General features: G+C 66.3%; 11 protein-coding genes and 1 pseudogene. 7 read left to right on the top strand and 5 right to left on the bottom strand.

The genetic code is table 11. The annotated features are described in order from the left end of the window. Positions 1–65: 65 nt before the first annotated feature. From gcvP to QE395_RS05090, 3 genes are all read left to right on the top strand, one after another. A complete protein-coding gene (gcvP, locus tag QE395_RS05100) occupies positions 66–2,945 on the top strand; it encodes an aminomethyl-transferring glycine dehydrogenase (protein ID WP_306987758.1) in 2,880 nt (959 codons plus the stop codon). A 166-nt stretch (positions 2,946–3,111) separates the two neighbouring features. Then, positions 3,112–3,369, top strand: a complete 258-nt coding sequence (locus tag QE395_RS05095; protein ID WP_095364408.1) for a hypothetical protein — start codon at positions 3,112–3,114, stop codon at positions 3,367–3,369. Between the two features lie 104 nt (positions 3,370–3,473). Beyond that, positions 3,474–3,764: a hypothetical protein gene (locus QE395_RS05090; protein ID WP_141236289.1), complete on the top strand. Its 291-nt coding sequence runs from the start codon at positions 3,474–3,476 to the stop codon at positions 3,762–3,764. A 169-nt stretch (positions 3,765–3,933) separates the two neighbouring features. On the opposite strand, the gene QE395_RS05085 is transcribed toward QE395_RS05090, so the two are convergent. After that, on the bottom strand, positions 3,934–5,334 hold the full coding sequence (locus QE395_RS05085; RefSeq protein ID WP_179197340.1) for an amino acid permease: 1,401 nt from the start codon (positions 5,332–5,334) through the stop codon (positions 3,934–3,936). A gap of 79 nt (positions 5,335–5,413) precedes the next feature. Beyond that, positions 5,414–6,124, bottom strand: a complete 711-nt coding sequence (locus tag QE395_RS05080) for an AraC family transcriptional regulator (protein ID WP_068853648.1) — start codon at positions 6,122–6,124, stop codon at positions 5,414–5,416. A 158-nt stretch (positions 6,125–6,282) separates the two neighbouring features. On the opposite strand from QE395_RS05080, the gene QE395_RS05075 reads away from it, so the two are divergent. The 4 genes and pseudogenes from QE395_RS05075 to QE395_RS05060 all read left to right on the top strand — a co-directional run bounded on the left by QE395_RS05075 (position 6,283) and on the right by QE395_RS05060 (position 9,828). After that, positions 6,283–8,367, top strand: a complete 2,085-nt coding sequence (locus tag QE395_RS05075; RefSeq protein WP_306987753.1) for a catalase — start codon at positions 6,283–6,285, stop codon at positions 8,365–8,367. A 96-nt stretch (positions 8,368–8,463) separates the two neighbouring features. Further along, positions 8,464–8,616 (top strand): annotated as a pseudogene (locus QE395_RS05070) (HupB); the annotation flags it as partial. A 267-nt stretch (positions 8,617–8,883) separates the two neighbouring features. Further along, the gene (locus QE395_RS05065; protein WP_306987751.1) at positions 8,884–9,423 is read left to right on the top strand and encodes a hypothetical protein; all 540 of its coding nucleotides are present in this window, start codon (positions 8,884–8,886) and stop codon (positions 9,421–9,423) included. Between the two features lie 39 nt (positions 9,424–9,462). Beyond that, positions 9,463–9,828 (top strand): hypothetical protein, encoded by a 366-nt coding sequence (locus QE395_RS05060; protein WP_306987749.1) that lies wholly within the window; start codon positions 9,463–9,465, stop codon positions 9,826–9,828. 155 nt (positions 9,829–9,983) lie between these two features. Here QE395_RS05060 and QE395_RS05055 read toward each other — a convergent pair whose 3' ends face one another. The 3 genes from QE395_RS05055 to hflK form a co-directional block, all read right to left on the bottom strand. Continuing rightward, entirely contained in the window at positions 9,984–11,276 is a 1,293-nt protein-coding gene (locus QE395_RS05055; RefSeq protein ID WP_306987747.1) for an adenylosuccinate synthase, read from the bottom strand. A gap of 218 nt (positions 11,277–11,494) precedes the next feature. After that, a complete protein-coding gene (locus QE395_RS05050) occupies positions 11,495–12,358 on the bottom strand; it encodes a protease modulator HflC (RefSeq protein ID WP_093532862.1) in 864 nt (287 codons plus the stop codon). Next, positions 12,355–13,497, bottom strand: a complete 1,143-nt coding sequence (hflK, locus tag QE395_RS05045; RefSeq protein WP_093532861.1) for an FtsH protease activity modulator HflK — start codon at positions 13,495–13,497, stop codon at positions 12,355–12,357. Before hflK ends, QE395_RS05050 begins: the two co-directional genes overlap by 4 nt. Positions 13,498–13,545 lie beyond the last annotated feature (48 nt).

Here is a 13,545-nt window from a genome sequence, read left to right as displayed (position 1 = left end):
GTGGATCGTTGTCGCCCATGACACGCCCCGTCCGCGCTTCCGAACGTGCGTGCCCACTCTTTTGGATGCCAGCCATGTCCCAGAACACCCCTACCCTGCGCGAGCTTGAACACCACCACGCGTTCGTTGAACGCCACATCGGCCCCAACGATGCCGAAATCGCGCAGATGCTCGACGTGGTCGGCCACGCCTCGCTGGACGCACTGACCGACGCCATCGTGCCGTCGGGCATCAAGTCGCCGGCCGCACTGGCGCTGCCCAGCTCGCTGACCGAAGTCGAAGCACTGGCCAAGATCCGCGCCATCGCCGACAGGAACCAGGTGTTCCGCACCTTCATCGGCCAGGGGTACTACGGCACCCTCACCCCGAACGTCATCCTGCGCAACGTGCTGGAAAACCCGGCGTGGTACACCGCCTACACCCCGTACCAGGCCGAGATCTCGCAGGGCCGCATGGAAGCGCTGATCAACTTCCAGACCCTGTGCGCTGACCTGACCGGCATGGAGATCGCCAACGCCTCGCTGCTGGATGAAGCCACCGCCGCGGCCGAAGCGATGACCCTGGCCAAGCGTTCGGCCAAGTCCAAGTCCGACACCTTCTTCGTGCACGACGCCGTGCACCCGCAGACGCTGGAACTGCTGCGCACCCGCGCCGAGCCGATGGGCATCGTGCTGCGCGTGGGCACCCCGGCCGAAGCCATGGAAGCCGAAGCCTACGGCGTGCTGCTGCAGTACCCGGATACCTTCGGCCACATCGGCGACTACAAGGCGCTGGCCGATGCCGTGCATGCCCGTGGTGGCCTGGTGGCCGTGGCCACCGACCTGTTGGCGCTGACCCTGATCGCCGCCCCCGGCGAATGGGGCGCGGACATCGTGGTGGGCAACTCGCAGCGCTTCGGCGTGCCGTTCGGCTTCGGCGGCCCGCACGCGGCCTTCATGGCCTGCCGTGATGCCTACAAGCGTTCGATGCCGGGCCGCCTGATCGGCGTGTCGGTCGATGCGCAGGGCAATGCCGCCTACCGCCTCACCCTGCAGACCCGCGAGCAGCACATCCGCCGCGAGAAGGCCACCTCCAACATCTGCACCGCGCAGGTGCTGCTGGCGGTGATGGCCTCGATGTATGCCGTGTACCACGGTCCGGAGGGCCTGACCCGCATCGCCCGCCGCACCCACCGCCTGGCCGCGATCCTGGCTGCCGCGCTGCGCACGGCCGGCATCAACGTCGGCGAGCAGTTCTTCGACACCCTGCACGTCAAGGACATCGACGCGACCGCGATCCATGCCAAGGCCGCCGCCGCCCGCATCAACCTGCGAGCGATCGACAGTGAAGCGGTCGGCATCAGCCTGGACGAAACCACCACCCGCGCCGACATCGTCGCGCTGGGCCAGCTGTTCGGTGCCAGCGTGGATGTGGAAGCACTGGACGCGGCCACCGCCGACGCCCTGCCGGCCGGCCTGGTGCGCACCAGCGCGTTCCTGACCCACCCGGTGTTCAACACCCACCACAGCGAACACGAGCTGCTGCGCTACCTGCGCTCGCTGGCCGACAAGGACCTGGCGATGGATCGCACCATGATCCCGCTGGGCAGCTGCACCATGAAGCTCAATGCCACCGCCGAGATGATCCCGGTGACCTGGCCGGAGTTCGCCAACATCCACCCGCTGGCCCCGGCCGACCAGGCCCTTGGTTACAAGGAACTGATCGACGGGCTGGAAGCGATGCTGGTCGAGTGCACCGGCTATGACGCGGTGAGCCTGCAGCCGAACTCCGGCGCGCAGGGCGAATATGCCGGCCTGCTGGCAATCCGCGCCTACCACCGCTCGCGCGGCGAAGGCCATCGCGACGTCTGCCTGATTCCCGATTCGGCGCACGGCACCAACCCGGCCTCCGCGCAGATGTGCGGCATGAAGGTGGTGGTGACCAAGACCGACGGCAATGGCAACGTGGATGTGGAAGACATCCGCATCAACGCCGAAAAGTACAGCGACCGCCTGGCCGCGATCATGATGACCTACCCCTCCACGCATGGCGTGTTCGAGGAAGAAGTGGTCGAGATCTGCGAGATCATCCACAAGCATGGCGGCCAGGTGTACACCGATGGCGCCAACATGAACGCCCTGGTCGGCGTGGCCAAGCCGGGCAAGTGGGGCTCGGACGTGTCCCACCTGAACCTGCACAAGACCTTCTGCATTCCGCACGGCGGCGGCGGCCCGGGCGTGGGCCCGTGCGCGGTCAAGTCGCACCTTGCCCCGTTCCTGCCGGGCAAGCTCGGCGATAACGGCCCGGTGGGCATGGTCAGCGCGGCCAGCTTCGGCAGCGCCTCGATCCTGCCGATCAGCTGGATGTACATCACGCTGATGGGTACCGAAGGCCTGCGCAAGGCCACCCAGGTGGCGCTGCTCAACGCCAACTACATCGCCAAGCGCCTGGCCCCGCACTTCAAGACGCTGTACACCGGCCGCAATGGGCTGGTGGCGCACGAGTGCATCCTGGACGTGCGGCCGCTGGAGAAGACCTCCGGCGTGGGGGCTGAAGACGTGGCCAAGCGCCTGATCGACTTCGGCTTCCACGCCCCGACCCTGAGCTTCCCGGTCGCGGGCACGCTGATGGTGGAGCCGACCGAAAGCGAATCGCTGCACGAGCTGGACCGCTTCATCAACGCGATGATCCAGATCCGCGAGGAAATCGCCGCGATCGAAGACGGCCGCCTGGACCGCGAGGACAACCCGCTCAAGCACGCCCCGCACACCGCCACGGCGGTGTCGGCCAGCGAGTGGTCGCACGCCTACCCGCGCGAACTGGCCGCCTTCCCGCTGGCCAGCCTGCGCCAGCAGAAGTACTGGCCGCCGGTGGCACGAGTGGACAACGTCTACGGCGACAAGAACGTGATGTGTGCCTGCATCCCGGTCGACGCCTACAAGGAAGACGAGGGCGTGGAGGTCTGATCCTCCTGCCTGCATGAAACGAAGACGGCCCGCGAAAGCGGGCCGTTTTTGCTTGGCCCGAGTTGGGCCAGCGCTGCCTGGAACGAACCCACATGCATGAAACATGGAAGCGCGGGCGCTGGACGGTTCGTAGCGTACAGGTCCTCTCGCACTGGACCCGTTCCGCATGATCCCAAAACTCGATACCAGCACCCCAAGCTCCGCGCCCATGCGAAGCCAAGCGAGCCAAGCCAGCGAGCAGGCGCCGATCACCCACGTGAACAACGTAGCGGCGGCCATGGCATTCGCGGCGGCGCCGCTGTACCGCACCTATACATCCGAAGCCGACATGCCATGGTGCACCCTGGCGCAAAAATATCCGAACGTGAAAGAGTACGCTGTAGCGCTGAAAATGACCGAAGAGGCGCCCCCGGCGAAGTCATGACCCGGTAGTGCCGGCCATTGGCCGGCCCAGGCGGTAATGACGACCGCCCGCGCAAGCGGGCCGTTCTTTCATGTCCTGCGATGGCATTTTGAAAGCTGCATCGCATGATCGCGGTCACCCTTGCCCACCCAGCTGGACTGAGGCTTGGAGCAATGATGATTCCGAAAGAACTTTCTTCCCACTCCGTCGGCAGGATCATTCCGCCGCAGGTGTTCCGCATTGAACGACCGCACGGACCGGCGCCGGCGTCGGCAAGACCAAACCCGGCCACGATTTCCAACACGACCCTGCCAAGAAGCGACCAGACCACCAACGGATCGCAGAAGTGCGAGCGCGACGTAGACCCGGCACTTTATGCTCGCTCTGCCAACAGGCATCTGGACAATCGCTACTGACGGCGACAGTCCTACGCCTTGACGCTGACCGTTGAGCGGCGTGGCAATAGTGTGAACGGCCCGCAGATGCGGGCCGTCATTGTTATGGGTTCTGCCTGGCCGGTGTCGCGCGCGACCGCCGTCACGGGTCGCCTCGATCACGCAGGACACGCGTGGCGTGTCTCTACGATTATTCCGAGGAGCGGTTGCGGCGCACGCGGCGGGTGACTTCGCTGGTGATCGCGATCACCGCGGTCAGCGCGGCCATCGACAGGAACTGCACGCGGGTGTGCGCTTCGGACAGCAGCAGGCCGAAGATCAGTGCCAGCACGCACAGGCCCAGCACGGTCAGGTACGGGTAGCCGGCCATGCGGAACGGCAGGCGGGTGCCGTCGCGGTTGGCGCGGTGGCGCAGGATCAGCTGCGACAGCAGGGAAATCGTCCACACCAGCAGACAGGTAGAGCCCACGATGTTCAGCAGCACCGGCAGCACCTTGTCCGGGAACACCAGCTCCATCACCGTGGCAGCGAAGCCGAACAGCACGCTGGCCAGCACCGCGATGATCGGCACGTGGCGCGGGTCGGTCCATCCCAGCACCGCCGGGGCTTCGCGGCGGCGCGCCAGCGAATACATCATGCGCGAGGCGCCATACAGGTTGGCGTTGAGCGCCGACAACAGTGCGATCACCGCGATCAGGGTGATGGCCGTGGCCGCCCCCGGAATGTTGGCCACCTGCAGCACGGCGGCGAACGGCGACTTCAGCGCTTCGCTGGTCCACGGCACCACGGCGATGATCACGCTCAGCGAGCCGATGTAGAACACCAGGATGCGCCAGGCCACTGTGCGGATGGCACGGGCAATGCTGCGCTCGGGGTCTTCGGTTTCGGCCGCGGCCACTGCCACGATTTCGGTACCGCCGAAGGCGAACACCACCACCAGCAGCGCGGCACCGATCCCGGCCAGCCCGTTGGGGGCGAAACCGCCGTGCTGGGTGAAGTTGCTCAGGCCCGGCGACACCACGTCCGGCAGCCAGCCCATCAGCAGCGCCACGCCGATCAGGATGAACCCGATGATGGCGGCCACCTTGAGGATGGCGAACCAGAACTCGAATTCACCGAAGTTCTTCACCCCCAGCAGGTTGATCGCGGTGAAGAACAGCATGAATGCCAGCGCCGCCATCGGTACCGGGATCACCGGCCACACCGTGGCCAGCAGGCCCGCCGCACCGACCGCTTCGGCGGCGATCACGATCACCAGCTGCACCCACCACAGCCACCCCACCGTGGCACCGGCGGTGGCGCCCATGGCGTCGGCGGCATACACCGAGAACGCGCCACTGGTCGGTTTGGCCGCAGCCATCTCGCCCAGTGCGTTCATCACGATGATCACCAGCGCACCGGCCACCAGGTAGGACAGCAGCACCGCCGGACCGGCGGCCTGCACGCCCACCCCGGAGCCCAGGAACAGGCCGGCGCCGATGGCGCTGCCCAGGCCCATCATGATCAGCTGGCGGGGTTTGAGCGAGCTCCCGAGGCGGGTGTCGGCGGGTGCGGCGGCGGAGGCCGGAGTCTGGGATGCGGGCATCGGAATCGATTGGCGGGCAACAGGTGCGACACCATACCTTGTCCGGCCGGCGGACGGGATAGGGGCAGCGCCCCTGCCCCTGAAGTCAGGGCTCTGCGCGCTCCGCGATCTGGGCGCGATAGGCCCGCGGCGACACCCCGACCTCGGCCTTGAACTTGCGGGTGAACGCGCTCTGGTCGGTAAACCCGCAGGCCTGGCCGATGCTGGCGATGGTGTCGCTGCCATGCAGCAGATGCACGGCCATCTGGATGCGCAGCCGGGTCAGTACCTGCTGCGGGGTCATCTGGAACACCCTGCGGAAGGTGCGCTCCAGCTTGGACAGCGAAAACCCGGTGATATCCAGCAGGGTCTGCATGCGCACGTTCTCGGCGTAATGCGCGTTCAGGTGCGCCAGCGCCAGCCGCAGCTGCTCATACTGCGTGCCCAGGCTGTCTTTCTGCCCCAGGTCGCGGGAGATGCCGATCAGCCCGCGGATCTGCCCGTCCACCAGCAGCGGCCGCTTGCAGGTCAGGCACCAGCCCGGCTCGCGGTTGGCGAACAGGTGCAGCTCCATCAGGTTCTCGATCACTTTGCCGGCCAGCACCTGCGCATCCTGGGTGGCGTAGTCCGCGCCCAGCCCCGTGGGGTAGATCTCGGCAGCGGTGCGCCCGATGACTTCCTTGCGCGACTTCAGCCCCAGGCGGCGCAGCATGGTCTGGTTGATGTGCGTGTAGCGCCCGTCGCGGTCCTTCATGAAGAACAGCACATCGGGAATCGCATCGAACAGGGCTTCGATGTCGGCAGGTTCAACGCGCATGCGGGGGCGGCAGGAGGATGGACACGCCACCAAGGATACCTGCCTGGTTGCCGGCGTGAAGCGCAGGTGCATGCGCGACCGGGTTCTCCGACCGGCGATTAACGCCCCGCCCGCCACTGTGAGGCGTTGCATCCCCCCTGCCAGCCCGGAGTCGCCTGATGGCCACCAGCAAGCCCCGCACCAAATCCGCCCCGCCCGCCGATCGCCGTGGCGAAGGCGACGAACTTCACCAGCAGGCCGGCGGTGGCCATCCGGCACTGACCACCAACCAGGGCATCCCGGTGGCGGACAACCAGAACTCGCTGCGCGATACCCCGCGCGGGCCGACGTTGCTGGAAGACTTCATCCTGCGCGAAAAGATCACCCACTTCGACCATGAGCGCATTCCCGAGCGCATCGTGCACGCGCGCGGCAGCGCTGCGCACGGCTATTTCGAACTTACCCGTTCGCTGGAGGAATTCACCCGTGCGCGCGTGCTCACCGAAGTAGGCGTCCGCACGCCCGTGTTCACCCGTTTCTCCACCGTCGCCGGTGGTGCCGGTTCCGTGGACACCCCGCGCGATGTGCGCGGCTTCGCGGTGAAGTTCTACACGCCCGAGGGTAACTGGGACCTGGTGGGCAACAACATCCCGGTGTTCTTCATCCAGGACGCGATCAAGTTCCCCGACCTGATCCACGCGGTCAAGATGGAACCGGACCGCGCGTTCCCGCAGGCCGCCAGCGCCCATGACACGTTCTGGGACTTCGTTTCGCTGATGCCCGAATCGATGCACATGATCATGTGGGCGATGAGCGACCGCACCATTCCGCGTTCGCTTCGCACCATCGAAGGCTTCGGCATCCACAGCTTCCGGCTGTTGAACGATGCCGGCGAATCCACCTTCGTGAAGTTCCACTGGCGGCCCAAGCTTGGGGTGCAGTCTACCGTGTGGGACGAGGCGGTGAAGCTGCAGGGGGCGGACAACGATTTCCACCGCCGCGACCTGTTCGAGGCGATCACTGCCGGTGACTTCCCCGAATGGGAGCTGGCGGTGCAGCTGTTCACCGAAGAAGAAGCCGAGGCGTTCCCGTTCGACCACCTGGATTCGACCAAGATCATTCCCGAATCGCTGGTGCCGCTGACCGTGATCGGCCGGATGGTGCTGGACCGCTGGCCGGACAACTTCTTCGCCGAAACCGAGCAGGTCGCCTACTGCCCGGCCAACGTGCCGCCCGGCATCGATTTCAGCAACGACCCGCTGCTGCAGGGACGGCTGTTCTCGTACCTGGACACCCAGCTCAGCCGCCTGGGTGGGCCGAACTTCCACCAGATTCCAGTCAACGCACCCAAGTGCCCGTTCGCCAACCATCAACGCGACGGCCATATGCAGATGAACATCCCCAAGGGCCGGGTAGCATATGACCCCAGCTCGCTGCAGGGCGACAGCCCGCGCGAGACCGCTGATGGCTTCCCCAGCCATGCCACGCCGGCCGATGATGGTCGCAAGGGGCGCGTTCGTGCTGCCAGCTTCGCCGACCACTACAGCCAGGCGCGCATGTTCTTCCGCAGCCTGGAGGCGCCGGAGCAGGCGCACCTGGCCTCGGCGCTGGTGTTTGAATTGTCCAAGGTAGAAACGGTGCCCGTGCGCGAGCGCACGGTGAGCCACCTGCGCAATATCGACGAGTCGTTGGCCAGACGCGTTGCCGACGGCCTGGCGATGCCCGCCCTGCCCGCCCCGGCCCCTACCGCCACTCCGGCCAAGGACCTGCCCAAGGCGCCGGAAGTGCGCATCATCGGCCGCACCAAGGACCTGCTCAAGGGCCGCTGCATCGGCATCCTGTTCGACGAGGGCTCCGACGCGGGGTTGATCGCAAACCTGCGCAAAGCAGCCGAGAAAGCCGGCGCGAAGGTGAAGCTGGTCGCGCCCAAGGTCGGCGGCGGCAAGCTGAGCGACGGCAGACTGCAGCCTGCGGATGGCCAGCTGGCCGGCACGCCCTCGGTGGTGTTCGACGCAGTGGCGATCGTACTGAGCGCCGACGCCGCCAAGCGCCTGAGCAAGGAATCGGCCGCGATCGATTTCGCCGCGGACGCCTGGGCCCACCTGAAGGCCATCGCCGCCGATGAGGGCGCCCAGCAGCTGCTCAAGACGGCGCGCGTTGGCAAAGACAATGGCGTGGTGGAAGCCGAAGACGCCAAGGGCTTCATCGCCGCCGCCGCCACCCGCCAGTGGGCGCGCGAACCCAAGGTGCGCACCCTCGCCTGACCCGTCCCGGCAGGAGCGGACAGTGGATCCGCTCCTGCCGGGCAACGTGTAGAGCGGACCGTTGGCCCGCTGCTCCCTGAAGAGAGGACGATTCCCATGCCCCGCGGAGACAAATCCAGTTACACCGACAAGCAGAAGCGCCAGGCCGAGCACATCGAGGCAAGCGAAAAAGCCGAGGGCCGCAGCGACGAAGCTGCCGAACGCATCGCCTGGGCGACCGTGAACAAGCAGGATGGCGGCGGCAGGAAACGGCCGGCGAAGAAGGCCTCCAAGGCACCCCGGTAGGGTTGGTTCCCAAACAACCGCCGTACAGGTGCCACACGCATTGACGCATGGACCTGAGATCGAAACAGGTTTCCGCATCGCCACGCGTACGCCGGCGGGCCACCACCGCGCTTGGGTAAGCAGCCGCCATGACCCGATGCAGGGATCGGCGCGGCACCGCCTTGACGGCCTGCGCGGTGGATGGGCGATACTCGCTCATCACCGCAGGATGCGGACAGGGGAACCACTTACATGAAATCTGCACGCACGCTGGTCTTGTTGGCCCTGCTGATGCCGCTGTCCGCACTGGCGCAGACGGCCCTCCACGATGGCCAGGGAAACGCCCTGCCTGATACGTCTTCGGCGAAATCCAGCGAAGGCTTCTCGGCGTCGATGGTGGTTACCGCAGACCCGGAGTGGCAACAGAAGTGGGAGAACCCGGTCAACGGGGTGCCGCGCTTCGAACTGGCTACCGAGGTCAAGGAAGGTGGCTCGCTCTACATCCTGTCCTTCCTGACCAATCCGAAGCTGGACGCCGCCGGCGTGGCGCAGGTGCGCTGCGACCTTCGGATCACCCGCCCCGACGGCAGCCTGAGCGGCGACGAGCACGACCTGCCCTGCTTCGTTACCCAGCTCGATACCGATCCCAACAGTGTCTATCTGTCTTCGGTGGGGATGAAGTTCACCGCTGAAGCAGGCGATCCGCATGGCACATGGACCGTGGCGATCACCGTGCGTGACACCGTGCGCAACGTCAGCCTTCCACTGCAGTCGTCCTTCGACATCAACTGAATCCGGCCGAGGCTCATCACTGATGCTGGGGCACATCGCATGACGCGCATCCTTGGAATGTTCCTGTACGTGACCAGCCTGATTGCGGTGCTGGGAACGGGGGCTTACATCGCCCAGCTGATCCAGGTATTCCCCGTAGAACATCTGGCCAGTTATGGCCCGCGCATTCCCGCGGTGGCTGCACTGAATGCGCGGTGGCTGCCTCATGCCCCTGCCCTGCTGTTCGCTGCCGCAGCCGTATCGGCACTTGTTGCCATGGGAATATGGCGGCTGCCGACCCAGGTGTCCAACCGGCCCTTCGCGCTGGCCGCACTGGCGTCGGTCAACTACTTCCTCAGCCTGTACTGCTGCATGTCACTGCTGGTTGCCTGGTTCCTGCTTCCGCGACTGGCCAACGCGGCCTAAGCGGAAGGCTCGGAGCTGAGTGATTTACCCGGCCCTCTCCAGTTGTATCAAGCGCGCCATGGAAAACGCAGAAGCCCCGCTTTCGCGGGGCTTCTGGTTGCCAGACAGGGCCTTGCACTACGCCGGATGATGTCTGGCGTGGCCCGGCATCTGAATTAGGCGAACGGGTCCTGCAGGACCATGGTGTGGTCGCGGTCCGGGCCGGTGGAGACGATGCTGATCGGGCAGCCGGCCAGCTCTTCCAGGGCACGCAGGTACGCACGGGCGGCCACCGGCAGCTTGTCCCACTCGGTGATGCCGTGGGTGTTCTCGTTCCAGCCCGGGAATTCCAGGTACACCGGGGTGCACTCTTCCCAGCCCTGCGCGTCCAGCGGCGCGTATTCGGTGCGCTTGCCACGGTATTCGTAGGCAATGCAGACCTTCAGCTTTTCCATGCCGTCCAGCACGTCCAGCTTGGTGATGCACAGGCCGCTGATGCCGTTGATGGCCACGGCGCGCTTGAGCGCGACGATGTCCATCCAGCCGCAACGACGCGGACGGCCGGTCGAGGCGCCGTATTCGGCACCGCGATCACGGATGCCCTGGCCGATCTCGTCGTCCAGCTCGGTCGGGAACGGACCGCCGCCGACGCGGGTGGCATACGCCTTGGCGATGCCCAGCACGTAGTCGATCGCATCGGCGCCGACGCCGGCACCGGCCAGCGCACCGCCCACGGTGGTGTTGGAGCTGGTGACGTACGGGTAGGTGCCGTGGTCGATGTCCAGCAGCGCGCCCTGCGCGCCTTCGAACAGCACGCGCTTACCCTGCTTGCGCAGGTCGTGCAGGATGCCGGCCACGTCGGACTTCATCGGCTGGACGTACTCTCCGAAGGCCAGTGCTTCGTCGTAGGTCTTCTGGAAGTCGACCGCATCGGTCTTGAGGTAATTGGTCAGCACGAAGTTGTGGTAATCCAGCGCGGTGCGCAGGAGCTCTTCGAGCTGGGCCGGGTAATGCAGGTCGGCGATGCGGATGCCGCGACGCGCTACCTTGTCTTCATAGGCCGGGCCGATGCCACGGCCGGTGGTGCCGATCGCCTTGCCGCCGGCGGCGCGTTCGCGCGCCTGGTCCAGGGCGATGTGGTACGGCATGATCAGCGGCGCGGCCGGGGAGATCTTCAGGCGCGAACGCACTTCCACGCCGGAGGTTTCCAGCTCGGCGATTTCCTTCTGCAGCGCAGCCGGCGAGATCACCACGCCGTTGCCGATCAGGCACAGCGCGTCTTCACGCAGGATGCCCGACGGGATCAGGTGCAGCACGGTCTTCTTGCCATTGATGACAAGGGTGTGGCCGGCATTGTGGCCGCCCTGGAAACGCACTACGGCACCGATTTCCTCGGTGAGCAGATCGACGATCTTGCCCTTGCCTTCATCGCCCCACTGGGCACCAAGCACTACGACAGACTGACCCATGACGGGCTCCTCGAATTGTTGCGGCCATCGGGGCCGCGGACGGGTAAACCGTAGCAGGGCCGGCCGGCGCGGAAGTGACGGCTCCAATCGGGGAGCGGTCGGCGAAGGCAGGCCCAGACACGGAAAAAGCCGAACGGGGAGGCCCGTCCGGCTTTTGTGCATTATCCGGGTTTCCGGGGTCGACCGCCACCCCGAATGGGGGCGGATTCAACCGACGGTCAGCGGTCGTTCTTCATGTACTGCAGGAACGGGTCGTTCTTGTCCAGCACGATCACCCCGTTGCCGTCGGTCATGGAGTTCCGGTAGGCCTCCAGGCTGCGGTAGAACGAGAAGAACGACGGATCGGCCGAGCCGGCCTGGCCGTAGATCCGGGCCGCTTCGGCGTCGCCGGCACCACGCAGGCGCTGGGCGTCGCGCTCGGCCTCGGCCACGATCACGGTGCTTTCGCGGTCGGCCTGGGCACGGATGGTGAGCGACTGCTCTTCACCCTCTGCCCGCAGCTTGGCCGCTTCCTGCTTGCGCTGGGCGCGCATGCGCTCGTAGACGTCGTTGATCACCTGGCTGTCGGTAGGCAGGTCGATCTGCTTGATGCGCAGGTCGATGATCTGCATGCCCAGGCCCTTGACCGCCTCGTTGATGCCGGTCAGCTGGCCGGCAATCAGTTCGCTGCGATCGCCGGACACCAGCTGCTGCAACGAACGCGAGTTGATCTGGTTGCGCAGCGAGTCGGTGATGATCGGCGCCAGGCGGGCATCGGCCACGCTGGCATCGCCGCCGGTGGCGCGGTAGTAGGCGCGCACGTCGGAGATGTAGCCAATGGCGAAGAAGTCGACGCTGACGTCCTTCTGCTCTGCGGTGAAGTAACGCGCCGGGGCGGTGGCCAGCACCTGGAAGCGGCGGTCGAACACGCGCACCGTTTCCACCAGCGGCAGCTTGAAGTGCAGGCCCGGCTTGATGTCGGCACGGACCACCTTGCCCAGGTTCAGCACCATGGCGGTCTGGTCCTCACGGACCACGAACACCGAACCCAGCAGACCCAGCAGGACAGCAACGGCCAGGCCAATCCAAAGCGGACTCTTCATCGGATGGCTCCTTCGCTACCGGTCGGTCGGGTGGTCGGGCGCGTGGTCGGGCGCTCGGCGTTGCGCACGCCGTCAACCGGAGTGCTGGCCGGCAGCGACGGCATCATCACTTCCGGGGTCACCAGCGGGGTGCCGCTGGTGCCGGCGGCAGCGCCGGCACGGTTGTCGGGCATGGGCACGTAAATCAGCTGGCGGCCATCGCCGCCGATGACCTTGCGGTTCTCGGCCAGCACCTTTTCGACGGTTTCCAGCCACAGGCGCTTGCGGGTGACTTCCGGGGCGTCCTTGTACTGGGCCTGCAGCAGGCTGAAGCGCTCGGCGTCACCCTGCGCGCGGGCCACCACGGCCTGCTTGAAGCCTTCGGCGGTGGTGCGGGCGCGCGAGGCCTGGCCACGGGCTTCCGGCACGACCTTGGCCGCGTAGGCCTGGGCTTCGTTGATCAGGCGTTCCTTGACCTGCTGGGCACCGTTGACCTCGTCGAAGGCCGGCTTGACCTCTTCCGGCGGACGGGCATCGGGCAGGGTCAGGCCGGTCACGACCAGGCCGGTACGGTAGGCCTTGAGCGCGGCCTGCAGGCGTTCCTGCGCGACCACGGCCAACGGGCCACGGTTGTTGAGGACGGCGTTGAGGTCGGCACGGCCGACCTGCTCGCGCACCGCGCTCTGCGCGGACTGCTCCAGCACCTGGTCGGCCGAAACCGAGCCGAACAGGTACAGGCGCGGATCGTCGATGCGGTACTGCACGTTGAGCGACACGCGCACGATGTTCTCGTCGCGGGTCAGCACCGGCACTTCGCTGCTGAAGGTTTTGATCTGGGTCGCGTTGACCTTGGTCACCGACTCGATCGGCCAGGGCAGCTTGAAGTTCGGGCCGGGCTGCAGGATGCGCGAGAACTGGCCGAAGCGCAGCACCACGCCGCGTTGCTGTTCGCCGATCAGCTGGAAGCTGGAGAACAACAGCAGCAGGACCACCGCCACCGCCACCCAACGCAGGATGCCGCCATCGAACAGGTCCTTGAGCGGTCCGGGCAACCCGCCCCAACCACCACCACCGCCGCCACCGCGCGGGCCAAACGGCCCTCGTCGATTCTCGTCGGAACCCTGTCCGCCCTTGTTGCCGCCGGGTGTATTCCAGGCCATGCACGCTCCATCAGTAAAGGTTGCCTGCGGGCCAGTCCCGCACCGTCA

This window comes from Stenotrophomonas sp. SORGH_AS_0282, from assembly GCF_030818125.1.
Lineage (GTDB): Bacteria > Pseudomonadota > Gammaproteobacteria > Xanthomonadales > Xanthomonadaceae > Stenotrophomonas > Stenotrophomonas rhizophila_A.
The sequence above is the reverse complement of the archived record's forward strand: the minus strand, read 5'-3'. Positions and strand labels throughout refer to the sequence as shown.